This is a genomic window from Micromonospora rhizosphaerae, from assembly GCF_900091465.1.
GTDB lineage: Bacteria > Actinomycetota > Actinomycetes > Mycobacteriales > Micromonosporaceae > Micromonospora > Micromonospora rhizosphaerae.
Window position 1 is genome coordinate 1,558,883 of sequence record NZ_FMHV01000002.1, and the last position, 23,040, is coordinate 1,581,922.

Annotated in this window: 23 protein-coding genes and 1 tRNA gene; 14 read left to right on the top strand and 10 right to left on the bottom strand. The window is 72.3% G+C overall.

The window, feature by feature from the left end:
* Nucleotides 1–327: 327 nt before the first annotated feature.
* The gene (solA, locus tag GA0070624_RS07655; protein ID WP_141714956.1) at nt 328–1,476 is read left to right on the top strand and encodes an N-methyl-L-tryptophan oxidase; all 1,149 of its coding nucleotides are present in this window, start codon (nt 328–330) and stop codon (nt 1,474–1,476) included.
* Between the two features lie 235 nt (nt 1,477–1,711).
* Here solA and GA0070624_RS07660 read toward each other — a convergent pair whose 3' ends face one another.
* Together GA0070624_RS07660 and GA0070624_RS07665 are read right to left on the bottom strand one after the other, a co-directional pair.
* Nucleotides 1,712–2,377 (bottom strand): glutamine amidotransferase-related protein, encoded by a 666-nt coding sequence (locus GA0070624_RS07660; protein WP_091338090.1) that lies wholly within the window; start codon nt 2,375–2,377, stop codon nt 1,712–1,714.
* Nucleotides 2,378–3,319 carry a LysR family transcriptional regulator gene (locus tag GA0070624_RS07665; RefSeq protein WP_091338094.1) on the bottom strand — a complete coding sequence of 314 codons (942 nt, stop codon included), beginning with the start codon at nt 3,317–3,319 and terminating at the stop codon, nt 2,378–2,380.
* 70 nt (nt 3,320–3,389) lie between these two features.
* Here GA0070624_RS07665 and GA0070624_RS07670 point away from each other — a divergent pair, with 70 nt between their 5' ends.
* Nucleotides 3,390–4,262, top strand: a complete 873-nt coding sequence (locus GA0070624_RS07670; protein WP_091338096.1) for a dihydrodipicolinate synthase family protein — start codon at nt 3,390–3,392, stop codon at nt 4,260–4,262.
* Between the two features lie 94 nt (nt 4,263–4,356).
* Here the strand turns inward: GA0070624_RS07670 and GA0070624_RS36335 are convergent, their stop codons facing one another.
* Nucleotides 4,357–4,479 (bottom strand): hypothetical protein, encoded by a 123-nt coding sequence (locus tag GA0070624_RS36335; protein WP_281180952.1) that lies wholly within the window; start codon nt 4,477–4,479, stop codon nt 4,357–4,359.
* Nucleotides 4,480–4,755: 276 nt separating this feature from the next.
* Here GA0070624_RS36335 and GA0070624_RS07675 point away from each other — a divergent pair, with 276 nt between their 5' ends.
* Complete coding sequence (locus GA0070624_RS07675) at nt 4,756–4,974, top strand: hypothetical protein (protein ID WP_245718699.1); 219 nt, start codon at nt 4,756–4,758, stop codon at nt 4,972–4,974.
* A gap of 86 nt (nt 4,975–5,060) precedes the next feature.
* On the opposite strand, the gene GA0070624_RS07680 is transcribed toward GA0070624_RS07675, so the two are convergent.
* Both GA0070624_RS07680 and GA0070624_RS07685 read right to left on the bottom strand, forming a co-directional pair.
* A complete protein-coding gene (locus tag GA0070624_RS07680) occupies nt 5,061–5,417 on the bottom strand; it encodes an MmcQ/YjbR family DNA-binding protein (RefSeq protein ID WP_091338102.1) in 357 nt (118 codons plus the stop codon).
* 492 nt (nt 5,418–5,909) lie between these two features.
* A complete protein-coding gene (locus GA0070624_RS07685; protein ID WP_425413541.1) occupies nt 5,910–7,487 on the bottom strand; it encodes a dolichyl-phosphate-mannose--protein mannosyltransferase in 1,578 nt (525 codons plus the stop codon).
* A 183-nt stretch (nt 7,488–7,670) separates the two neighbouring features.
* Between GA0070624_RS07685 and rsmI the strand changes: the two genes are divergently transcribed.
* On the top strand, nt 7,671–8,537 hold the full coding sequence (rsmI, locus tag GA0070624_RS07690; protein ID WP_425413496.1) for a 16S rRNA (cytidine(1402)-2'-O)-methyltransferase: 867 nt from the start codon (nt 7,671–7,673) through the stop codon (nt 8,535–8,537).
* 15 nt (nt 8,538–8,552) lie between these two features.
* On the opposite strand, the gene GA0070624_RS07695 is transcribed toward rsmI, so the two are convergent.
* Entirely contained in the window at nt 8,553–9,266 is a 714-nt protein-coding gene (locus tag GA0070624_RS07695) for a hypothetical protein (RefSeq protein WP_425413497.1), read from the bottom strand.
* 150 nt (nt 9,267–9,416) lie between these two features.
* Here GA0070624_RS07695 and metG point away from each other — a divergent pair, with 150 nt between their 5' ends.
* Nucleotides 9,417–11,219, top strand: coding sequence for a methionine--tRNA ligase (gene metG / locus GA0070624_RS07700; protein ID WP_091338114.1), 1,803 nt, complete (start codon nt 9,417–9,419; stop codon nt 11,217–11,219).
* 57 nt (nt 11,220–11,276) lie between these two features.
* Here the strand turns inward: metG and GA0070624_RS07705 are convergent, their stop codons facing one another.
* Together GA0070624_RS07705 and GA0070624_RS07710 are read right to left on the bottom strand one after the other, a co-directional pair.
* On the bottom strand, nt 11,277–12,128 hold the full coding sequence (locus tag GA0070624_RS07705) for an alpha/beta fold hydrolase (RefSeq protein WP_091338117.1): 852 nt from the start codon (nt 12,126–12,128) through the stop codon (nt 11,277–11,279).
* Between the two features lie 56 nt (nt 12,129–12,184).
* Nucleotides 12,185–13,435, bottom strand: a complete 1,251-nt coding sequence (locus GA0070624_RS07710; RefSeq protein WP_091338120.1) for a hypothetical protein — start codon at nt 13,433–13,435, stop codon at nt 12,185–12,187.
* A gap of 82 nt (nt 13,436–13,517) precedes the next feature.
* Between GA0070624_RS07710 and GA0070624_RS07715 the strand changes: the two genes are divergently transcribed.
* The 7 genes from GA0070624_RS07715 (at nt 13,518) to GA0070624_RS07745 (ending at nt 20,126) form a co-directional block, all read left to right on the top strand.
* Nucleotides 13,518–14,417, top strand: coding sequence for a TatD family hydrolase (locus GA0070624_RS07715; protein ID WP_091338123.1), 900 nt, complete (start codon nt 13,518–13,520; stop codon nt 14,415–14,417).
* A gap of 55 nt (nt 14,418–14,472) precedes the next feature.
* Entirely contained in the window at nt 14,473–15,342 is an 870-nt protein-coding gene (rsmA, locus tag GA0070624_RS07720) for a 16S rRNA (adenine(1518)-N(6)/adenine(1519)-N(6))-dimethyltransferase RsmA (protein WP_091338127.1), read from the top strand.
* Between the two features lie 32 nt (nt 15,343–15,374).
* Nucleotides 15,375–15,959 (top strand): Uma2 family endonuclease, encoded by a 585-nt coding sequence (locus GA0070624_RS07725; protein WP_245718701.1) that lies wholly within the window; start codon nt 15,375–15,377, stop codon nt 15,957–15,959.
* Entirely contained in the window at nt 15,956–16,912 is a 957-nt protein-coding gene (locus GA0070624_RS07730) for a 4-(cytidine 5'-diphospho)-2-C-methyl-D-erythritol kinase (RefSeq protein ID WP_091338130.1), read from the top strand. The genes GA0070624_RS07725 and GA0070624_RS07730 overlap by 4 nt, the downstream gene beginning before the upstream one ends.
* Before the next feature lie 268 nt (nt 16,913–17,180).
* Nucleotides 17,181–18,989 carry an ABC-F family ATP-binding cassette domain-containing protein gene (locus GA0070624_RS07735; RefSeq protein ID WP_091348349.1) on the top strand — a complete coding sequence of 603 codons (1,809 nt, stop codon included), beginning with the start codon at nt 17,181–17,183 and terminating at the stop codon, nt 18,987–18,989.
* A 92-nt stretch (nt 18,990–19,081) separates the two neighbouring features.
* Nucleotides 19,082–19,537, top strand: coding sequence for a DUF4383 domain-containing protein (locus tag GA0070624_RS07740; RefSeq protein WP_091338133.1), 456 nt, complete (start codon nt 19,082–19,084; stop codon nt 19,535–19,537).
* Nucleotides 19,538–19,649: 112 nt separating this feature from the next.
* On the top strand, nt 19,650–20,126 hold the full coding sequence (locus GA0070624_RS07745; RefSeq protein WP_091338137.1) for a DUF4383 domain-containing protein: 477 nt from the start codon (nt 19,650–19,652) through the stop codon (nt 20,124–20,126).
* Nucleotides 20,127–20,145: 19 nt separating this feature from the next.
* On the opposite strand, the gene GA0070624_RS07750 is transcribed toward GA0070624_RS07745, so the two are convergent.
* The gene (locus GA0070624_RS07750; RefSeq protein ID WP_141715236.1) at nt 20,146–20,826 is read right to left on the bottom strand and encodes a TetR/AcrR family transcriptional regulator; all 681 of its coding nucleotides are present in this window, start codon (nt 20,824–20,826) and stop codon (nt 20,146–20,148) included.
* Between the two features lie 196 nt (nt 20,827–21,022).
* Entirely contained in the window at nt 21,023–21,982 is a 960-nt protein-coding gene (locus GA0070624_RS07755; RefSeq protein ID WP_091338143.1) for an acyl-CoA desaturase, read from the bottom strand.
* A gap of 123 nt (nt 21,983–22,105) precedes the next feature.
* Here GA0070624_RS07755 and GA0070624_RS07760 point away from each other — a divergent pair, with 123 nt between their 5' ends.
* Together GA0070624_RS07760 and GA0070624_RS07765 are read left to right on the top strand one after the other, a co-directional pair.
* Nucleotides 22,106–22,858, top strand: a complete 753-nt coding sequence (locus tag GA0070624_RS07760) for a helix-turn-helix domain-containing protein (RefSeq protein WP_141714957.1) — start codon at nt 22,106–22,108, stop codon at nt 22,856–22,858.
* Between the two features lie 46 nt (nt 22,859–22,904).
* Nucleotides 22,905–22,975, top strand: a tRNA-Gln gene (locus GA0070624_RS07765).
* The last annotated feature ends 65 nt before the right edge of the window (nt 22,976–23,040 follow it).

The following is a 23,040-nucleotide window of genomic DNA, read 5'->3' on the forward strand; positions in this document are numbered from 1 at the left end:
ACCAACGTCGATCGCTCTCGCCCTTCGTTGTCGACCGGCTCTCGTCCGAAAGATTGACTAGCTTTGTGACTTCGCAGGGCCTGCACGAATTTGGGATCCTTCCGTCCGACTAGCTCGGCGAATTTAGCGAGGTTGCACTGACTTGTAATCAGTCGGCCGGCCGATACCGGGAATCATCAGCCCGTGCTAGGTTTATTAGCGTCGGGTGAAGGCCGTGTGGCTCGCCCGCCGCCCCCAGGGCCCCTCGACGCGTCGCCTCGTACGGCAGCGGCGGGCCAGGCGTGCAGCGTTCTGGCCGACGATGCCCGAAGGCTGGAGGCGGTAGAGATGGCGGTCTATGACGTCATCGTCGTGGGGCTCGGTGGGATGGGTAGCAGCGCCGCCTATCACCTGGCCGCGCGGGGGCAGCGCGTGCTCGGTCTGGAGAGGTTCGGGCCGGCGCACGACCGCGGGTCCAGCCACGGCGGTTCGCGCATCATCCGGCAGTCTTACTTCGAGGACCCCGCATACGTGCCGCTCCTGCTTCGGGCGTACGAGCTGTGGGAGAAGCTGGAACGCGACGCCGGACGGGAGATCATTACGCTCACCGGTGGCGTCTTTGTCGGCCGGCCCGAGAGCCTCACCTTCTCCGGCAGTCTGCGCGCATCGCGCGAGTGGGACCTGCCGCACGAGATCCTCGACGCGGACGAACTGCGCCGCCGCTTCCCGACGTTCGGTCCCCGTGACGACGAGGTAGCGCTCTTCGAGGCCAAGGCGGGCTTCGTTCGCCCCGAGGCGACCGTCGCCGCTCACCTCGAACTCGCCGCCCGGCACGGCGCCGACCTGCGCTACGGCGAGCCGGTACTGGGCTGGCAGGCGCTGCCCGACGGGGGCGTGCGAGTGGCGACCGGGGAGGCTTCCTACACCGCCGAGCGGATCGTGATCTGCCCGGGGGCCTGGGCGCCGGAACTCCTCGCCGACCTCGGTGTGCCGTTCACTGTGGAACGGCAGATCATGTACTGGTTCCAGCCGGAGACAGGGGTGGGCCCGTTCCAGCCCGAGCGGCATCCCATCTACATCCACGAGGACGGCGCCGGCACGCAGATCTACGGCTTCCCGGCCATCGACGGGCCCCACGGCGGCGCCAAGGTGGCGTTCTTCCGCCGCGGCGGTCAGGTCTGCACCCCCGAGACGATCGATCGGCAGGTGCACCCGGAGGAGATCCGAGACATGCGGGAACATTCGGCGGAACTTTTGCCCGCCCTTCCGGGCCGGTTCCTGCGGGCCGCGACCTGCATGTACACCAACACACCGGACCAGCACTTCGTGATTGCGACGCACCCGGAGCACCCGCAGGCCACCGTCGCCTGCGGATTCTCCGGCCACGGCTTCAAGTTCGTCCCCGTGGTCGGGGAGATCCTCGCCGACCTGGCGACAAGCGGCTCGACCGCACACCCCATCAGCCTGTTCGACCCGCGGCGCGACTTCGCCGCATAGCCCGACGCCTGCGTTGAGGTCAAGGACGGCACCGCCCACCGGCGGAGCCGGGCTGATCCCGGCCCCGTGGACCGCGGTGAAGCCGAGGTCGTAGCGGCCCTTGTAGGTGTCGGACACCTTGTACATCGACTCCCAGTCGACGACCAGCCCGTCGAGGTACGCCATGCCGGAACCGTATGAACCGAAGAACCGCAGGCCAATGGTCCAAACAGGTCCGCGGGTCCCCCGACGAGTCCTATCGGGAAGGTTTCGTCGTCCGGTTCGCTGCCTCGGCGGCAGCTGCCCACGCCCGGATGATCGGGTGCGGCTCGGGGCCGTCGGCGAGCTCGGGTTGGAACAGGGTGCCGAGGAAGAACGGGTGCCCCGGCAGCTCCGCGACCCGTACGACGCCCTCGTCGTCGAATCCGGTGAACCGCAGGCCGTGGTCGGTCAGCACCTGCACGGTCGCCGGGTTCAGCCCGTAGGAGCAGTGGTACCGCTCCCTGGTCCGCTCGGCACCCAGCGCCCGCTCGAACAGCGAGCCCTCGGTCGCGAGCACGACGCACTCGTCGCCGCCCAACGAACAGGAGAGCGGAACCAGCACGTCCTCCTCGGCCAGGCCGGCCACCTGGATGGCGAACTCGGTGACCGCCAACTGCAGACCACCGCACGTGCCCAGGAGTGGTACGCCGGCCCGACGGGCGATGCCCGCGGCGGTGACGACCCCCGGTTCACTCTCGTAAGGACTCCCGGTGAGCCACACCCCGTCGAAGTCCGCCAGCGACGCGTCGACCGCGGTAGTCGGGATCCAGGTGGCCTCCACATGCGAGCCCAGCGCGGCGACGGCACGGGCGACCGGCTCCTGTGCCGCGGCATCGAGCAGGCGATCTCCGACCAGTGCCAGGCGAGGGGAGGAGGTCATTCAGCGATCATGCTTGACCTGACCGGACCACGCCACCCCGCTCGGTAGCTGTCCGCGAGGGTGGTCGCGGGTGGCGGCGCGCAGCGCCGCGACGCACGCGGCCACCGCCGGATGGCTGCCGGCGCCCCTCCGGTACGCGACCCGGGTACGCCGGCGAAGCGCGAGCGGGACGAGGCGTACCCCGAGGGGCGGCTCCCCGACGGCGAGTTCCGGGACCAGCCCGACCCCCTGACCGGCGGCCACCAGGGCCAGCATGGCGGTGAAGTCGTCGGCGTGATGCCGCACGGTCGGCCGGAAGCCGGCCAGCTCGCAGGCGTGCAGGGCCACCGAATGGCACAGCGTGCCGGGGCTGCCCACGATCCAGTCCGCGTCGCGCGCGGCATGCATCTGGTCGCCCTCGGGCTCGGTGCCGGCGGGCAGGGCGAGGAACACCGTCTCGTCCAGCAGCGGTGCCGAATCCAGCGCCGGATCCGGTTCGGCCGGCACGATGTCGTAGTCGTGCAGGAGCGCCACGTCGAGTCGCCGGTCCCGCAGCGCGGCGGGCACGTCGACCGGGTCCAGTTCGGTGACCATGAGGTCGAGCGCGGGATGATCCCGCGCCAACGCGACCAGGGCCGCCGGCAGCAGGGTGCGCACCGCGCTGGGGAACGCGCCGATGCGTACCCGGCCGGAGAGCCCGCCCCGGGCGGCGGCCAGCGTCGCATCCGCCGCCTCCAGGGCGGCGAGGACCACCTCGGCGTGCTGGACGAGCGCGGCCCCGGTCGGGGTGAGGGTCAACCGGCGGCCGGCGCGTTCCAGCAGCCGGACGCCCGCCTCCCGCTGCAGCGCCGCGAGCTGCTGGGAGACGGCGGAGGGCGTGTAGGTGTGCGCCTCGGCTACCGCGGCGATCGTGCCCAGCCGGGCCAGATCGCGCAGCAGGCGCAGGCGGCGGACGTCAAGCATCAGTTCAGCTTAGGTATCCGTTGAGGAAGCTGAACTGGTTCTTCACGGTCCCGGGTCAGAGGCTGGAGTCATGACACTCACCGGCCTGTACGTCCCGCTGATCACGCCGTTCGACGAGCGCAGGGCGGTCGCCCTTGATGCGCTGACCGCCCTCGCCCACCAGGTGCTGGACGCCGGAGCCGCCGGGCTGGTCGCGCTCGGCACCACCGGGGAGCCGACAGCGCTCGACGATTCGGAACGACGCGCGGTGGTCGAGGTCGTCGCCTCGGTCTGCCGGGAACGCCGCGCGCACCTGCTGGTCGGGGCCAGCACCGTGGAGTCGCTGCGGGCGCTGGGCGACGAGGTGGGCGCCGCGCTCTGCCTGGTGCCGCCGTTCGTGCGGCCGGGGGAGGCCGGAGCGCTCGCCCACTTCGCCCACCTGGCCCAGGCCGCTCCGGTGCCGCTGGTCGCGTACCACGTCCCGTACCGCACGGGGCAGCCCCTCTCCGCGGCGGCCCTGCGGCGGCTGGCCGAGCTGCCCGGCCTCGCGGGGATCAAGCACGCCGTGGGCGGGATCGACGCGGAGACGGTGGCCTTCCTCGCCGACGTCCCGTCCGGCTTCGCGGTGCTCGGCGGCGACGACGCGTTCATCTCACCCCTGCTCGCCCTCGGCGCACACGGCGGCATCCTCGCGTCCGCGCACGTAGCCACCGCCGACTTCGTCGCGCTGATCGAGGCGTGGCGAGCCGGCGACCTCGCCCGGGCCCGGCCCCTCGGCCACCGGCTCGCCGCCCTTTCGGCGGCGCTCTTCGCCGAGCCCAACCCCTCGGTGGTCAAGGCGGTCCTGCACGCGCAGGGCCGCATCCCGACCCCGGCCGTACGCCTGCCGCTCCTGCCCGCCGCGCCGAAGACCACCGATCAGGCATTGCGGTACGCCGACGACCTGGCCGGCGTGCCGGGCTGATCGTGGATCGAAGGGCCGGGTTGCAGGAGCTGGTCCGGGATTCGGCCGCTTCTGCCCGTGGACGTCGATGGGGGGCAGCCGCCCGGCGACGGCGTCAGTGCAGTGCGGTGGCCTGCTTCAGGTACGAACGCAGCCGGGCCGTCTCGGCGTCGAGCTGGTCGGCCGGCACCGGCGGCGACTCGGGCCAGAGCCGGACGACCGGCAAGCTCGTCCACATCGGCGGCGCGGGCGTAGCCGGGCCGCCCTGACGCTCTCCCGCCAGGCCAGGACCTGGTCTACGGTCAGATTCCAGACGGCCATGAGTGGGGAACGTACCGCAACGAGGTAACGCCGGAGCGTTCCGGAGCGCTGTTGGGGCGTCACTGGGGAGTCGACGGTCATCGACAGTTGACGGCGTGAGCTGCCTCGCACCTCGCCGTCGGGGAGCTGGGAGAGGAATGCGATGACGGGTGGTGGGGGACCGTCCGGGTCACGGCCGGACGAACACGCTCCGGTGACCCCCGACTGGACCTGCGGCTCCTGCGGTGAGGAGTGGCCGTGCGCCACGAAGCGGAGCCGCCTGCTCCGCGAGTTCCAGGTGGACCGGGCCTCGCTCAGCGTCTATCTCGGATCGTGCCTCGCCGCCGCCACGCAGGACCTGCGCTCGGCCCCGGTGTCGGCGCTCCAGGACCGGTTCATCGGCTGGGTGCCGCGGAGCCGGCGGGCCTACTGAGCCGGTAGGCCCCGGGGCTGCTTCGCCCGTGTGGAGCGGCGACCTCTGGTGATCATTGGGGAGGTGGTCGCGCCGGGTCCGAATGCTCACTCCAGCAGCGCCACCAGCCGGTTCGGAGCGATCACCCGGTAGGCGTCCTGACAGAGTTCGGCGACCTCGGCCCAGTCCACCTCGCCGTCGAGGCGTACCCCGAGCCAGCCCCGGCCGCCGACGTATGGCGGGCGGAAGAACCGGCCCGGGTTCACCGCGATCAGCTCCTCCTGCCCGCCCGGCGGCGCGGCGCACCACAGGTGCGGGAACTCGTTCCCGTGGTGGCCGTCGGCGTGCAGCATGACGAAGGCCTTCTTGCCGCAGACGAACCAGGTGGGCGCGCCGTGGCTGGGCCGCTCGGTCACCTCGGGCAGCGCCGAACAGATCGCCTGCAGCCGTTCGAGTGCGGTCATCCGCGCCACCTCCGCCCGGCAGCCGCCGGTGCTCGTAGGTCACCGTCGCGACGTCACGTCGTTGCGCCGCATCGTATCGGCCGACGTGCCCTCGGCCGGGGCGCCGGTGGGTGGTACGAGTGCCTTCCCCGGGCGATCCCGCGCCGGGGCGGGCGCTGGTCCGCGGATATTTCGCCATCCGCACATCCAGTCTTTAATGGGCATAGGGCCGAAATCCCCAATGCCCCGGGCTCGCAGTTGCTGATCATCGCCTCGCCGATCGGGGGCGCCGGACGGCCGAGGCGGTAGGACGTTCGTAATGTCCCGGACGAATGACGGTGGGTTAGATGTCGGACGTAAACCGATCCGCGAGGATGCATCCGTCGCGAATCTGACCGGGGACGACCCGTTGTGCCTGTGCTGCGGGGTGGCTAAGCTTTCTGTTGCGCGCCCCAATCGCCCGCTTCCCCCGTGGCAGGCGATCGGGGCGTGCTTTTCTGTCCGCTCCGTCGGTCAGATCCAGCGCCCGTCCAGCCACATCCGGGCGGACCAGTCCGCGTAGGGCATCAGCCGGCCGACGAAGATCGGGTAGAAGTACCCGAAGCAGAGCCCCACCAGCAGCACGTACGCGCCCGCGACGATGCCGCCCACCATCCGGCGGTCGGCGGCGTCCTCGTCCCGAGCCGCGCCGGCCGTGGCCGGCGAGATGATCGCGCCGAGCACGTAGACCACCGCCAGCACCAGGAACGGCAGCGCCGGCGCGGCGTAGAAGGAGAACATCGTCCGCCCGTCCAGGGCGAACCAGAACCAGGGCAGCAGGCCGGCGGCCACGGAGAGCAGGATCGCCCCGGCCCGCCAGTCCCGCCGGGCCGCGCCGAGCCAGACCAGCGCCCCGAGCGCGGGCAGGAACGACCACCAGAGCACCGGCGTGCCGAGCAGCAGGATCTCGGACGCGCAGCTGGGCGCGCCGCAGTTGCCCTCGCCGGACCAGTAGAAGGCGACCGGCCGGCCGAGCAGCAGCCACTGCCAGGGCCAGGACTGGTACTTGTGCGGGTCGTCCAACTGGGTGTGGAAGTCGAACGCGGCCTTGTGGTACTCGAACAGGTTGATCAGCGCGCCGATGACCGGGGTGTCGCTCAGGCCGGGGGTGTTCGGGTACCGGCTGGCCAGGCGGTAGTAGCCGTCGTCGCTGAGCAGCCAGCCCGACCAGGTGGCCAGGTAGGTGCCGACCATCAGCGCCCCGGCCAGCACCAGCCAGGGCAGCTCATCGAGGAGGGCGTCCCGCCACGGGTGGCGTACGCCGGCGGAGCGACGGACGCCAACCTCCCAGAAGATCACCAGCAGCGCGAAGGCCGGCACGAAGTAGAGAGCGCTCCACTTCACCGCGCAGGCGCAGCCCAGCAGCACCCCGGCGGCCAGCCGCCACCAGGGCCAGTCCCGCCAGCCCGACGGCGGCCGCCCGGCCCGCCCGGGGCGGGCCGGGTCCAGCCCGGCGTCCAGCGCCCGGGCCCAGCGGCGGCGCCGGGCGTCCCGGTCGAGCACCAGCGCGCCGAACGCCGCCAGCACGAACAGCAGCAGGAAGATGTCGAGCAGCGCGGTGCGGGAGAGCACCAGGTGGAAGCCGTCCAGGGCGAGCAGCAGACCGGCCGCGCAGCCCAGCGTGGTCGAACGGAACAGTCGCCGCCCGATCCGGACCAGCAGCAGCACCGACAGCGTGCCGGCGACGGCCGCCGCGAAGCGCCAGCCGAACTCCGGGGCGGTGGTCATCAGGTGCCCCGGGACGGAGATCTTCGTCTCGGCGTCCTGGTAGCCGAAGGCCCACTCGCCGAGCCCGATCAGCCACTTGCCGAGCGGCGGGTGGACCACGTACGACGGGCCGTTGTCCTTGTAGTTCCACTCGACGCCCCGGTCGATCAGCCCGTAGGCGTCGCGGGCGTAGTAGATCTCGTCGAAGATCTTGCCCTTGGGGCCGCTCAGGCCGACGAACCGCAGGATCGCCGCGATCGCGACCACGACCGCGGTGGCCAGCCAGGCGTGCACGTCGAGCCGGGCGTCGACGGTGGCCAGCCGGCGGCGGACGATGGCCGGGATGCTGGCGCCGTTCGTCGCCGCGGTGTCGGGGGCCTGGTCGGTGGGGTCGCCGGTCGTCGTCCGCTCCCATCCGACCTGGCCCGCGCTCGCGCTCTGTGCTGTCGAGGCACTCGTCACCCGGCGATCGTAGGCTGCGAAGGTGCCGGGTGGCGTCCGTCGTCTCCGAAACCGGCACCGCCGTCGATGAAGGAGCGGATTCCCGTGGGTGAAATGTCCGAGGTTGGGCGCCTGATCCTGCTCGGCGCGCCACTGGGCAACCCCGCCGACGCCTCGGCCCGGTTCCGCGAGGTGCTCGCGACCGCCGACGTGGTCGCCGCCGAGGACACCCGCCGGCTCACCCGGCTGGCCCGGGACCTCGACGTCACCATCGGCGGCCGGATCGTCTCCTACTTCGAGGGGAACGAGGCGCGGCGTACCCCGGAACTGGTCGAGGTGCTCGCCGCCGGCTACGTGGTCGCGCTGGTCACCGACGCCGGCATGCCGAGCGTCTCCGACCCCGGCTACCGGCTGGTCCGGGCCGCGCTCGACGCGGGTGTCCCGGTCACCGCCGCCCCCGGCCCGAGCGCGGTGACGACCGCGCTCGCCCTCTCCGGGCTCCCCAGTGACCGGTTCTGCTTCGAGGGCTTTCTGCCCCGCACGGCCGGCGCCCGCCGGTCCCGACTGCGCGCGCTGGCCGCCGAGGAACGCACCCTGGTCCTCTTCGAGGCGCCGCACCGGATCGCCGGCGCGCTGGCGGACCTCGCCGCCGAATTCGGCGCCGACCGGCCCGCCGCGCTCTGCCGGGAGCTGACCAAGACGTACGAGGAGGTGGTCCGCCGGCCGCTGGGCGAGCTGGCCAAGTGGGCCGCCGAGGGCGAGCCCCGGGGCGAGATCACCCTGGTCGTGGCCGGCGCGTCGCCGACCGCCGCGGCCCGGCCCGACGACGACACGCTGCGCGCGGCGGTGGCCGAGCGGGAGGCCGCCGGGCTGTCCCGGCGGGACGCCATCACCGAGGTCGCCACCGAGTACGGGCTGCGCCGCCGCGAGGTCTACAGCGTCGTGCACGGCTGACCGGCGCCGGGCGGATCACCAGGCGGCGGCGAGGAAGCCCAGGGCGATCAGCAGCGGCCCGGCCAGCGCACCGCTCACCGCCCAGCGGCGACCCCGCCGATCCGACAGCCGGGTCGCACCGGTCCACCGGGCGATCCCGGCGCCGCAGGCCAGCACCAGCAGCAGCCCGAGCAGCCAGCGCAGGTGCCGGCCGGCCCCGAAGTCGGCGTACGCGGTGGCGGCGTCGGCCCCGGTCATCTGCGCCGGCAGTGCCGTGCCGGTGCTGGTGCGTTCGGCCGGCACCCCGCTGATCCGCACGCCGTGGGCGACGTACCGCCCGCCGTCGGCGAGGAAGCTCCCCCGGCAGCGCTGGGTCAGCCCGCCGCCCGTGCACTCCGCGATCACCGCCGTGCCGGCGGTGGAGTGGCCGACCGCCAGCCAGAACGGTCCGGCGCTGACCCAGGCGAAGAAGGTCGCCAGCAGGCTCAACGTCACCAGCGCGGCCAGCCCGGGCAGCGGCTCCGGCGGGCGGGGCGGGCGCGGGGTGGCCGGGCGGCGACCCGGCGACCGCTCCGGTCGGCGCGGTGGCGTGCCGGGCACCTCTTCGATCGGCGGGACCAGCCGGGGCTGCGGGGCGAGGGATCGACCGCTGGCCGATCCGACCAGGCCCCGCCGCCGGCCGCCGCGGGTCGTCCACCCGCCGGACGGGCCGGGCGGGCGTGCCGCTGGTCTGCTGGTCACGACGTTCATTGGACACCGGCACGGGGGAGGGGCCGGGCAACTCTGTCCGCGTGTCGGCGACAAATCGGACGGGGTGCCGCCGGCCCGGGACGTGACCCACCGCCCCGCGGCGCGTATTGGTTCGCGGGTACCCGGGAGCGGTCACTAGGCTTGCTGGTCATGAGTCACGTTCTCGCGGCGGTGGCCTGGCCGTACGCCAACGGCCCGCGCCACATCGGCCATGTCTCCGGTTTCGGCGTTCCCTCCGACGTGTTCGCCCGATACATGCGGATGGCCGGCCACGACGTGCTCATGGTCTCCGGCACCGACGAGCACGGCACGCCGATCCAGGTGCAGGCCGACGCCGAGGGCGTCACCCCCCGCGAGCTGGCCGACCGGTATAACCGGGTGATCGTCGAGGACCTGCACGGCCTCGGGCTCTCCTACGACCTGTTCACCCGGACCACCACCCGCAACCACTACGCGGTGGTGCAGGAGCTGTTCCTGGGGCTGTACCGGAACGGCTACATCGTGCCGAAGACCACGATGGGGGCGATCTCCCCGTCCACCGGCCGGACCCTGCCCGACCGCTACATCGAGGGCACCTGCCCGATCTGCGGCTACGACAGCGCCCGCGGCGACCAGTGCGACAACTGCGGCAACCAGCTCGACCCGATCGACCTGATCAACCCCCGGTCGAAGATCAACGGCGAGACGCCCAAGTTCGTCGAGACGGAGCACTTCTTCCTGGACCTGCCGGCCCTCGCCGACGCGCTGCGGCAGTGGCTGGACACCCGGGAAGGCTGGCGGCCCAACGTGCTGCGCTTCTCCAAGAACCTGCTCGACGATCTCCAGCCCCGGGCCATCACCCGCGACCTGGAGTGGGGGGTGCCGATCCCGCTGGACGGCTGGCGGGACCGCCCGGACAAGCGGATCTACGTCTGGTTCGACGCGGTGATCGGCTACCTGTCGGCCTCCATCGAGTGGGCCCGCCGCTCTGGCGACCCCGAGGCGTGGCGGAGATGGTGGTCCGCCGACGGGGAAGGCAAGGACGCCCGGGCCTACTACTTCATGGGCAAGGACAACATCGTCTTCCACTCGGTGATCTGGCCGGCGCTGCTCTCCGGCTACTCCGGCGAGGGCAGCCGGGACGGCGAGCCGGGCGAGCTGGGCCGGCTCAACCTCCCCACCGAGGTGGTGTCCAGCGAGTTCCTGACCATGGAGGGGCGCAAGTTCTCCTCGTCCCGCCGGATCGTCATCTACGTCCGGGACTTCCTGGAGCGGTACGACGCCGACGCGCTGCGTTACTTCATCGCGGTCGCCGGCCCGGAGAGCAACGACACCGACTTCACCTGGGCCGAGTTCCTCCGCCGCAACAACGACGAACTGGTCGCCGGCTGGGGCAACCTGGTCAACCGCTCGGTCTCGATGGCGGCGAAGAACTTCGGCGTGATTCCGCCGGTCGATCCGGCCGGGCTGACCGAGGCCGACGAGGCGCTGCTCGCCACCGCCCGGGCCGGCTTCGCCGCGGTCGGCGACCTGATCGCCCGGCACCGGCAGAAGCAGGCGATCGGCGAGGCGATGAAGGTGGTCGCCGAGGCCAACCGGTACCTCTCCGAGCAGGCCCCGTGGAAGCTCAAGGGCGAGGCCGACAAGCCGCGGATGGGCACCATCCTGCACGTCGCCCTCCAGGTGGTCAGCGACGCCAACACGCTGCTCACCCCGTTCCTGCCGCACTCCGCGCAGAAGATCCACGAGCTGCTCGGCGGCACCGGGGTGCACGCCCCCATGCCGTCGATCGTCGAGGTCGAGGACCTCGACGGCGGGCCCGCGTACCCGGTGCTGACCGGGGACTACACCCAGGGCGCGCGCTGGGAGTCCGTACCGCTGGAGGTGGGTCGGGCGCTCGCGGCGCCGAAGCCGGTGTTCCGCAAGCTCGACCCGTCCATCGTCGAGGAGGAGTTGGCCCGGCTGGCCGGCTGACGGCACGCACGTCGGCGCGGCCCCGGGGCATTTCCGGGGCCGCGCCGCGGTAAGCGGTCAGGCCCGGGCCATCGCCGGGGCGCCGGTGAACTCCAGGATCGCGTGGTTGACGTCGGCGGCGTTCGTCCACGGGGTGCCGTGCGGCGCCCCGTTCAGCGTGATCAACTGACTGCCGGCCAGCAGCGGCTGCAACCGCTGCCCGGTCGCGGGGTACGGCAGCACATTGTCCTCGGTGCCCTGCACGATCAGCACGGGCACGTCGATCCGGGACACGTCGCCCCGGAAGTCGGTCAGCCAGGCGTCCACGCTCTGCAACGTCCCGATCGCCGAGGCCCGTGCACCGATCTGCCAGTGCGCCCGGTACGCCTCCTCGGTGACCAGCTTCCCCTTGTTCTGTTCCCAGTTGAAGAAGTTGTTGCAGAACTGGGTGAGGAAGGCGAACCGGTCGTGCTGGATGGCCTGCTTGAACCCGTCGAAGAGGCTCTGGTCGACCCCCTCCGGGTTGTCCGCCGTCTTGAGCAGGAACGGCGCGAGCGGCGCCAGCAGCACCGCCCTGCTCACCCGGTCCGAGCCGTATCTGCCGAGGTAGCGGGTCACCTCGCCGGTGCCCATCGAGTGGCCGACCAGGATCGCGTCGCGCAGGTCCAGCTCCGTCATCAGCACGTCGAGGTCGGCCGCGAAGGTGTCGTAGTCGTACCCTGCCGCCGGCTGTGCGGAATTGCCGAAACCGCGCCGGTCGTAGGTGATGGTCCGGTATCCCGAGCTGAGCAGGGCGGGGACCTGTTTCTCCCAGGTGGCCCCGCTGAACGGGAAGCCGTGGATCAGCACGACGGGCTGACCCGAACCGTGATCCTCGTAGTACAGGTCGATGGGCGCGGAGTTCTCCGTCCCCACGGTGATGAAGGGCATGCTCGTCTCCTGGTGCGGGCGTCTCGGACGCCCGCGCTTTCCCGACAAGTCCCCTGTTATGCCAGCGGATACGGCAGGTCGACCACCCGGTCGTCGGTCACCTCGGCGCCCGGCGCCCAGGCCTCGTAGACGCCCCTTTCGTGGCACTGCGCGCCGGTCGCGAGCACGGCGTCCGGATCCGGTCGGCGCAGCCGCAACCGCAGCCAGCCGGCCTCCTCCCGGAGGACCAGGCAGGGCACGCCCCGCCAGGTGCCGTGGCGCAGCCGGCGGGCCGCCGCGTCCACTGGGTAGCGGGCCGCCCGGGTCATCGCCAGCACCCGGAACCCGCCGGGCAGGTCGGCCACCGCCTCGTACTCCGCGCCGTTGTAGCTGCCGACCAGCTGGGTGGAGCGCGGGGCGTCGCCGGTGGGGACGTACTCCTGGTCGGGGGAGAGCCCCGGCACCGCGGCCAGCAGGTGCCGCCACTGCGGGCCGACCATTCGCAGCCAGCCCCGCTGCTCCGCCTGGTAGCTGTAGAGCACCACCTCCACCCCCTCTGCCGGGTAGGCGAGCAGGGTGGCGTTCGCCGGCATCGGCAGGTCGGCGAAGTCCCGGGTGACGAACTCCGGGATGAGCTGGGCGTTGCTCGGCACGAACCCGGTGCCCAGCACCGGCGGCCCGAGCCGGTCCCGGGGCGGCAGCGTGGTCAGGCCCCGGTGCGCCGCGCCGACCGGCACGTCGTAGTCGGCCGGGTGGACCGCCCGCCAGCGCAGCGCGTACGTCACGTCGGTGCCGTCCCGGCCGCCCTCGCCGTCGCCCCGCAGCACCGCCATCGCGGCGGGCGTACGCAGGTGCGCGACGTCGTGCTCGCGGTAGCAGAAGCCGTGCGGCAGCCAGCCCCGCACGTACCCGGAGAGCTGGCGGGCGGAGAGCACCTTGACCATCCGGGTGCCCGGCCGGATCACCGCCGAGACGCGCACCGCGGCGAGCATGGGGTCGGCGGCCGCCCCGGGCTGCTGGCTCAGCTGGTGCACCTGCGGCCAGCCCCGCTCCCGGTGCAACGGCACCAGCAGCGGCGCGTCCGCCTCCTCGACCGGCTCGGCCGCCCCGTGCACCGCGGTCACCTCGGTGACGTGCACGAACTTGCGCCACGGTAGCGGCACACCGGGCCGGGGCGCCCACTCGAAACCCGGCGCCTCATCGGCGCTGAACAGCTCGTACGCCGCGCCCCGGGCGATCTCCTCCGCCGGGTGGACGCGGCCGTCGTACGTCACATGCAACCCGGTCCGCTCCGACGCGGTGCCGTTGGCCCGAGGGGTGACGCTCACTCCCGGCACACTAAGCGCTACAGGTGCCGAACTGATGAACAGTCGATGGCGGTCCGGAGACGTGGTCCGGCGGCGGTGTGTGATGCTGGCCGCGATGACCGAGCCGAACGAATCACGCAAGCAGCGGGCCGCCCGCCGGGCCGGGGAGTTCCCGCCCGCCCCGGAGCCGCTGCCCCGTCCCGTGCTGGACAGCCACACCCACCTGGACATCACCGTCAGCGAGGCGGGAGTCCCGGGCGGCGGCAGCGCGGACGACCCGGTCGCCGCGGCGATCGAGGTGGCCGCCGGCGTCGGCGTGGACCGGCTGGTCCAGGTCGGCGTCGACGTGGAGTCCTCCCGGTGGAGCGCGGACGTGGCGGAGAAGTACCCGGCGGTGCTGGCCACCGTCGCGCTGCACCCGAACGAGGCGCCCCGGCTGGCCGACCTGGACGAGGCGCTGCGCGAGATCGAGGCGCTCGCCGCCCGGGACCGGGTCCGGGGCGTCGGCGAGACCGGGATGGACTTCTTCCGTACCGGCGACGAGGGGCGAGCCGCGCAGGAGGAGAGCTTCCGCGCCCACATCGCGATCGCCAAGCGGTACGACAAGGCGCTGGTCATCCACGACCGGGACGCGCACGCCGACGTGCTGCGCATCCTCGACGACGAGGGCGCCCCGGACACGGTGGTGCTGCACTGCTTCTCCGGCGACGCGGAGTTCGCCGCCGAGTGCGTCCGCCGGGGCTACCTGCTCAGCTTCGCCGGCACCGTCACCTTCGGCACCGCGGGGGCGCTGCGCGAGGCCGCCGCGGTCACCCCGATCGACCAGATGCTGGTGGAGACCGACGCCCCGTACCTGACCCCGATGCCGCACCGGGGACGGCCGAACGCGTCCTACCTGATCCCGCTGACGGTCCGGTCGCTGGCCGGCACCACCGGCGCGGACCTCGACGAGCTCTGCGCGGCGATCTCCGTGACCGGCGACCGCGTCTTCGGCCCGTGGTGACCGGGCCCGCGCCCGGAACCGGGAAGGCCGCTGCCGCGCGGCTACGCTGCACCGTATGACCGGTCTCCTCGGCCCGGCGGAGATCCGGGAACTGGCCGCCCGCCTGGGCGTCGTCCCCACCAAGAAGCTCGGCCAGAACTTCGTGCACGACCCGAACACCGTCCGCCGGATCGTCACCGCCGCCGGGCTGACCCCGGACGACGTGGCGCTGGAGGTCGGCCCCGGGCTCGGTTCGCTCACCCTGGCCCTGCTCCCGGTGGCCGCCCACGTGCACGCCGTGGAGATCGACCCGGCGCTGGCCGGCGCGCTGCCGGAGACCGCCGCCCGGTTCGTCGGCCCGGACGCCGGGCGGCTCACCGTGCACCGCGCCGACGCGCTGCGGGTCCGCGCCGCCGAGCTGGCCGACCCCGCGCCGACCGCGCTGGTGGCCAACCTTCCCTACAACGTGGCGGTGCCGGTGGTGCTGCACCTCCTCGCCGAGCTGCCCAGCCTCCGGCACGGCCTGGTGATGGTGCAGAAGGAGGTCGCCGACCGGCTGACCGCCGGTCCCGGTTCCAAGGTGTACGGCGTCCCGTCGGTCAAGCTCGCCTGGTACGCCCGGGCGCGGGCCGCCGGCCGGGTGCCGCCGAACGTCTTCTGGCCGGTGCCGAACGTCGACTCCGGCCTGGTCGCCTTCACCCGCCGCGAGCCGCCCCGCCACGACGTACCCCGGGAACGGGTCTTCGCGGTGGTGGACGCGGCGTTCGCGCAGCGGCGCAAGACCCTGCGCGCCGCGCTGGCCGGCTGGGCCGGCGGCGCGGACCGGGCCGCCGCCGCGCTGACCGCCGCCGGCGTCGATCCCGGCGCCCGGGGCGAGTCGCTCACCGTCGAGCAGTTCGCCGCCATCACCGCGTCGGCTCCGACCGTCGCGGCTCCCGAGCAGTAGGCTGACGCCGTGCCCGCCGAGGAGGTGTACGAGTGACCGCGCAGCCGATCGACCCCGCCGCCGCAGGCATGTGGTACCCCGATCCGGTCCGTCAGCGCCTCGCCGACTACACCATCGAGGACGTGCTAACCCTGCCCGACGAAGCCCCGCGCGTCGAGCTGCGTGACGGAGTGCTCGTCGTGGTCCCTTCCCCGACCTACGGCCACCAGAACATCGGGAACCTGCTCTGGATGTGGTTGCACCAGCATGCGCCGACCGACCTGGCGCCGGCGACCGCGGTCGGCGTGGCGATCGACCACCGGAACACTTTCGAGCCGGATGTCGTGCTGCTCAAACGCCCCGTGTCGGGGGATCGCCACTACTTCGACGCCCAGCAGGTGATCCTGGCGGCCGAGGTCGTTTCGCCAGGTACCCGGCGGAGGGACCGGTTGGAGAAGCCGGCGGACTACGCCGACGCCGGCATCCCGCACTACTGGCGGATCGAGCAGAATCCCGTGCACGTGTACGCGTACGACCTGGTTGACGGCCGGTACGAGCTGGCCGCCGACTCCGCCGAGGAGCTGATCGTGGAAAAGCCGTTCGACATCCGGTTGCGCGTCCGGGACATCACCCCGTGACCGAGGCCTGGCGACCGGACGAGGAGGAGGAGCAGCAGCGGCGGGGGGCCAGCGGGCCGGTCAAGGTACGGGTGCCCGCCAAGGTCAACCTGCACCTCGGGGTGGGCCCGCTGCGCCGCGACGGCTACCACGAGCTGAACACCGTGTACCACGCCATCTCGATCTACGACGAGCTGACCGCCCGGCGCGGCGACACCCTCACCCTCACCATGGAGGGGGAGGGCGCTGGCGAGCTCGCCCTGGACGACTCCAACCTGGTGATCCGGGCCGCCCACGCCCTCGCCGGGTACGCCGGGGTGCCGCCGCACGCCCGGTTGCACCTGCGCAAGCAGATCCCCCTCGCGGGTGGGCTGGCCGGCGGCAGCGCCGACGCCGCCGCTGCGCTGGTCGCCTGCGACACGCTCTGGGGCACCGGGCTGTCCCGCGACGAGCTGGCCGGGATCGCCGCCGACCTCGGCTCCGACGTGCCCTTCCTGATCCACGGCGGCACCGCCCTGGGCACCGGGCGGGGCGAGGCGGTCAGCCCGGTGCTGGCCCGCCCCACCTCCTGGCACTGGGTGGTGGCGATCGCCGAGGGTGGCCTCTCCACCCCGGCGGCGTACCGGGAGCTCGACCGGCTGCGCGACGCCGGCACCGCCGGCGAGCCGCTGGGCAGCACCGACGCGCTGCTCGCCGCGCTGCGCCAGCGCGACCCCCGGGTGCTCGCCGCCACCCTCGGCAACGACCTCCAGGACGCGGCCCTGACCATGCGCCCGTCGCTGACCGAGACGCTCAAGGCGGGGGAGCAGGCCGGCGCGCTCGCCGGGATCGTCTCCGGCTCCGGGCCGACCTGCGTCTTCCTCGCCACCGACGAGGCGCACGCCGGCCGGGTCGCCGCCGATCTTGCGGCCGCCGGGGTGTGCCGGGAGGCGCGGGTGGCGCACGGCCCGGTCGCCGGCGCCCGCGTCGTCTGAGCCGGCCGAGGGCCATCCTGGGCCCGGTTACGGCGGTGCTCCGCGTCGTCTGGGCCGATCGAGGGGCCAGCCCGGGCCCGGTCACGGCCCGTCCGCGTCGTCTGAGCCGGTCCGCCGCGGCCGGGACGGAACAAGCGGGAGTCTGGGCCGGTTGACCGACACGGGTGCGACGCCGGGCCGGACGCCAGCGTGCCCCGCGTACCCTGAAACGTCGCAGGCGTCCCACGTGCCCCAGCACCGGGACGCCTTGATCATGGGAGGTGAGGTCGTGGCCAACATCGTCAACCTGGACCGGGTGTCCAAGGGTTACGGCGCCGCCGGGCCACTGCTCACCGACGTCTCGCTCGGCCTCGACGACGCCGACCGGATCGGCGTGGTCGGCCTCAACGGCGCCGGCAAGTCCACCCTGCTCCGGCTGCTCACCCGCACCGAGGAGCCGGACGACGGCCGGGTCACCCACCGCCGCGACCTGCGCGTCGCCTGGCTGCCGCAGAGCCTGACGCTCGCCCCCGACGCCACCGTCCGCGACGTGGTGCTCGGCACCGCCTGGCTCGGCGAGAGCATGGGCGCCGAGCACGAGTGGGCCGGCGACGCCGGCGTCCGGGCCATCCTCGACGGCCTCGGCATGCCGCACCTCGGCCTCGACCAGCCGGTCGGCCCGATGTCCGGCGGCGAGCGCCGCCGGGTGGCGCTCGCCGCCCTGCTGGTCCGCGACGCCGACCTGCTCATCCTCGACGAGCCCACCAACCACCTCGACGTCGGCGGCGTCGACTGGCTGGCGAAACACCTGGTCAACCGCAAGGGCGCGCTGGTGGTCGTCACCCACGACCGGTGGTTCCTCGACGCGGTCTGCACCACCACCTGGGAGGTCGCCGACCAGACCGTCCGGGCGTACGAGGGGGGCTTCGCCGCCTGGACGCTCGCCCGCGCCGAGCGGGAGCGGGTCGCCGCGGCCACCGAGGCCCGCCGGCAGAACCTGCTCCGCAAGGAGATCGCCTGGCTGCGCCGCGGCGCGCCGGCCCGCACCTCCAAGCCGCGGTTCCGGATCGAGGCCGCCAACGCGCTCATCGCCGACGTGCCGCCGCCGCGCGACACCATGTCGCTGCAGCGGCTCGCCACCGCCCGGCTCGGCAAGCAGGTGTACGACCTGGAGCAGGTCACCCTGCACGCCGGCCCCAAGGAGATCCTGCACGACGTCACCTGGCAGGTCGGCCCCGGCGACCGGATCGCCATCCTCGGCCGCAACGGCGCCGGCAAGACCACCCTGCTGCGGATGCTGGCCCAGGTCACCCGCCCCGACGGCGGGCGGTTCGCCGCCGGCTCCACCGTCCGGCCCGCGTTCCTCTCCCAGGAGCTGGCCGAACTCCCCGGCCACCTGCGCGTCCTCGAAGCCGTCGAGGAGGTCGCCCGCCGGGTGCAGCTCGGCGACCGGGAGATCTCCGCCGCCCAGCTCGCCGAGATCTTCGGCTTCGACGACCGCCGGCTCTGGACCCCGGTCAGCGACCTCTCCGGCGGCGAGCGGCGCCGCCTCCAGATGCTCCGGCTGCTCGCCGGTGAGCCGAACGTGCTCCTCCTCGACGAGCCCACCAACGACCTGGACACCGACACCCTCGCCGCGCTCGAGGACCTGCTCGACTCCTGGCCCGGCACGATCATCGTGGCCAGCCACGACCGGTACCTCATCGAACGGGTCACCGACTCGGTGTACGGGGTGTTCGGCGACGGACGGCTGGTGCACCTGCCCGGCGGGGTCGACGAGTACCTGGCGCAGGCCGCCGCCGACCGGCCCGGCGCGGCGCGCGGCGAGGCCGCGCCCGCCGCAGCGTCGGCGACCGCCACGCCGGCGGGGATGTCCGCCGCCGAGGTCCGGGTCGCGAAGAAGGAGCTCGCCAAGCTGGAACGGCAGATCGGCAAGCTGGAGCAGAAGGAGGCCACCCTGCTCGACCAGCTCGCCGCGCACGCCACCGACTACGCCAAGGTCGCCGAGCTCGACGCTCAGCTCAAGGAGCTGCGGGCCGAGCGGGAGCGGACCGAGGAGACCTGGCTCACTCTCGCCGAGGAGCTGCCGACGGGCTGACCTCGCCACGGGTGGGGGTGTGCGGCGTCACAGCCCGGCATGCGGGACAATCGCGGGCGACCCCTCACCCGAACGGTCTTGGAGACTCAGACATGGCCCACACCCCCGTCAACCACCCCGCGCGGCCGATCTACCGGGCGATCGGCGGGCTCATTGGTCTGTACTTCGTGGTCTTCGGCGTGCTCGGCAGCATCGGGAGCGCCGGCAACGACTTCCTCGCCCAGGACGACACCAAGATCCTCGGCCAGGGCACGAACCTCGGCTACTCGCTGTTCGCCGTCCTGCTCGGGATCGTGATCCTGGCCGGCATCACCATCGGCCGCAATCTCGACGTGGCGATCAACCAGTTCCTGGCGTACGCGCTGATCGTCCTCGGCCTGGCCGAGCTGGCCTTCATGCGGACCGACGCGAACATCTTCAACTTCAGCATCGCCACGGACATCGTGCTCCTGGTCCTCGCCCTGGTGCTGCTGATGGTCGGCATGTACGGCAAGGTCGGCACCGACAAGGAGCAGGAGGCCTTCGAGAAGGCCCGGCTCGTCCTCTGACCTCTGATCGCGCTCTGGCCCGGCTGATTGCCGGGCCTTCGGCGTTTTGGGGACAACGTCGTCCGGGTCAAGTGACAATGTGGCGAAATCGGTCCTTTGGACGGAGAAGCTCATGCCGCACTTTCCGGTGAACCACCCCGCGCGCCCGTTCTACCGGGTCCTCTCCGGACTCATCGGGCTCTACATCCTGGTCTTCGGCGTGTATGGGACGTTCCTGACCTGGGGCGACGGGCTCTTCGCGCGGGACGGAGACTGGGTGCTCGGGCTCCGCACCAACCTGGCGTTCTCGCTGGTCTCCGTGGTGTTCGGCGCCTTCCTGCTGATCGGGGCGACCCGGCGCACCAACCTCGGCCACTACATGAACCTGACCGCCGGGGGCGTCTTCCTGCTCACCGCCATCCTGATGATGGCCGTGCTGCAGACCACGGCGAACTTCCTCAACTTCTCGATGTCGACCGTCATCGTGTCGATGCTGTTCGGGCTGATCCTGCTGGGCACCGGCCTGTACGACAAGGTCGGCCCGCCCGAGCACGCCGAGGACGAGCGGCGCCACCGTAACCACACCATCTCCGAGGCCGGCACCCGCTGACCCAGCCGGACCCCGTCGGTCAGCCCGGCTTGCGGACCGTGATCAGGCCCGGCTTCGCCTCCAGGTGCGACAACCCGTTCCAGGCCAGGTTGACCAGGTGGGCGGCGACCGTCTCCTTGCGCGGCTTGCGCACCTCCAGCCACCAGCGCCCGGTCAACGCCACCATGCCGACCAGCGCCTGCGAGTAGAGCTCGGCCAGCTTCGGGTCGTACCCCCGGCTGGAGAACTCCGCCCCCAGGATGTGCTCCACCTGGTGCGCGACGTCGTTCATCACGCTGCTGAAGTTGCCCGTCGCCGACATCAGCGGCGACTCCCGGACCAGCACCCGGAACCCGCTGGTCTCCTCCTCGATGTAGGTCAGCAGGGTCAACGCCGCCTGCTCCAGCAGCTCGCGGGGATGCCCGGCGGTCAACGCCGTGGTAATCCGGTCCAGCAGCGAGCGGACCTCCCGGTCCACCACCACGGCGTAGAGCCCCTCCTTGCCGCCGAAGTGCTCGTAGACCACCGGCTTGGAGACCTTGGCCCGGGCGGCCACCTCCTCGATCGAGGTGGCGTCGAAGCCGCGCTCGGCGAAGATCTGCCGGGCGATCGAGATCAGCTGCTCGCGGCGCTGCGTCGCGGACATCCGTACCCGCGAGGACGGCTTGGCCGCCGCGACCGCCCGCCGCCGGGCGGTGCTGGCGTCGTTGCCGTCGGTCATCTCGTCACCTCGCTGGTGGTCGGTGACGCCCTGCCGTGGGATGTGCTTGCTCACGTCGTCACCTCACCGGCACAGCCGCACCGTCCGACCGTACCGGCGTGGCGCCGGGAGGCGGTGCCCCCGAGCCGTCCGATGCTTCCGCTCCGCTCGGTCACCCGGCCATCCTGCCAGGCGACCGCGGGTGACACTGACCGGTTTACCGCTCCGCGACCGGCTTCACCAACTTGGCCGTGATCCGTTCCGGCTTCGGCCAGCGCACCGCCCAGGCCGCGCCGATCTTCTCGAAGAGCCAGATCACCCGGGCGGAGATGTCGATCTGCCCGCGCAGCACCCCGTGCCGGGCGCTGGTCGGCTCGGCGTGGTGCAGGTTGTGCCAGCTCTCCCCGAACGACAGGACGGCCAGCGGCCAGAAGTTCGACGCCCGGTCGCCCTGGCGGACCGCGAACGGGCGCTCTCCGTAGACGTGGCACACCGAGTTGATCGACCAGGTCACGTGGTGCAGCAGCGCGATCCGGACCAGGCCGCCCCAGAAGAGCGCGGTCAGCGCGCCCTGCCAGGACCAGGTCAGCAGCCCGCCCATCAGCGCCGGCCCGAGCACCGAGGTGACCACCAGCAGCGGAAAGAGCCGGTCGACCCGACGGGTGGCCGGATCGGCGAGCAGGTCCGGGGCGAACCGCTCGCGGTTGGAGAGCTCTCGGTTGAAGAGCCAGCCGACGTGGGCGTGGAACAGACCGCGGGCCAGCCCCCCGACACTCTCGCCGAACCGCCACGGCGAGTGTGGATCGCCCTCCTGGTCGGAGAAGGCGTGGTGCCGGCGGTGGTCGGCCACCCACTGGATGATCTCGCCCTGCACCGCGAACGAGCCGGCCACCGCCAGCACCACCCGCAGCCACGGCTTCGCCTTGAAGGAGCCGTGGGTGAAGTAGCGGTGGTAGCCGACGGTGATGCCGAGCCCGGACAGCACGTACCAGAAGCCGGCGATGATGATGTCCGTCCAGCCCAGCCAACCGCCCCAGGCGACCGGGACGGCGGCGAGCAGGGCGAGGAACGGAATCACGACGAACGCCCAGAGGGCGATCAAGATGCCCCGGGACTGCTGGCCCTGGGTCAGCGGCTTGGGTCCGGCGGCGTTCGGGTCGGTGAGGGCGGTCGACATGGCATCTCCCAGCGGGACGCAGTTACGCCTACGTCACCGTAACTTAGGGATGCGGAGATCGCATGGGACAGTTCCGATCGTGGATGGACGAGGCTGTCGTACGGGCGTTCTAACCTGCTGGCCGTGACCGATTCCCTTGCCGCCTCCGACGTTCCTCCCGACGGCGTCCGCCGTTACCGAGGGCGCAAGCCGGACCTGTACGAGAAGGCTCTCGCCTTGCGCCGAGAGGGTCGCCCAGTTGGGGAGATTGCCGAGCGCGTCGGGGTATCGAAGTCGACGGCCTACCTGTGGACGCGACATCTGCCGTTGGATCCGGAACTTGTCCGGGAGCGGCGGCGGTCCCATTCGCGGGCCATGACCGATGCGCAGTGGAGCGCGCACCGTGCCGCCCGCGACGCCGCCCGGGCCGCCACCGTCGCTGCCACGGCCGCATGGGTCCGCCGGCTCCGCTATCGGGAGCTCGTGCTGTTGGGTGCGGCGATCTACTGGTGCGAAGGGGGCAAGGCCAAGCCCTGGCGCCCGCACGACTGCCGGGTCAAGTTCATCAACAGCGACCCGCTGCTGGTGACCCTCTTTCTGCGCTTCCTCGACGCGCTCGGAGTTCCGCGCGCGGCGCTGCGATTCCGGGTGAGCATCCACGAGAGCGCCGACGTGCCAGAGGCGGTGCGCTGGTGGGCTGAGCTGGTCGGCGTGCCGCCGGAGCAGTTTCAGCGGACCTCGCTGAAGAGGCATCGGCCGGTGACCACGCGACAGAACGTCGGTCAGGACTATCACGGCTGCCTAACCGTCGACGTCCTCCGGTCGAGCCGGCTCTACTGGAAGATCGAAGGGATCATGAAGGGAATGGCCGATGAGGACCGACGTCGGGAACGGTAAAGTGTAGGCAACCGCCGAGCGGGTGTCTTTTGCCCGTTTTCGACCGTCCCGGGTCGTCTAATGGCAGGACGTCAGGTTTTGGTCCTGATTATAGGGGTTCGAATCCTCTCCCGGGAGCTTCTGCTGTTTGCCTGCGGCCGCGTGGTTAGCATGACGGCGAGACTGTCGCCGTCCCGACGGGA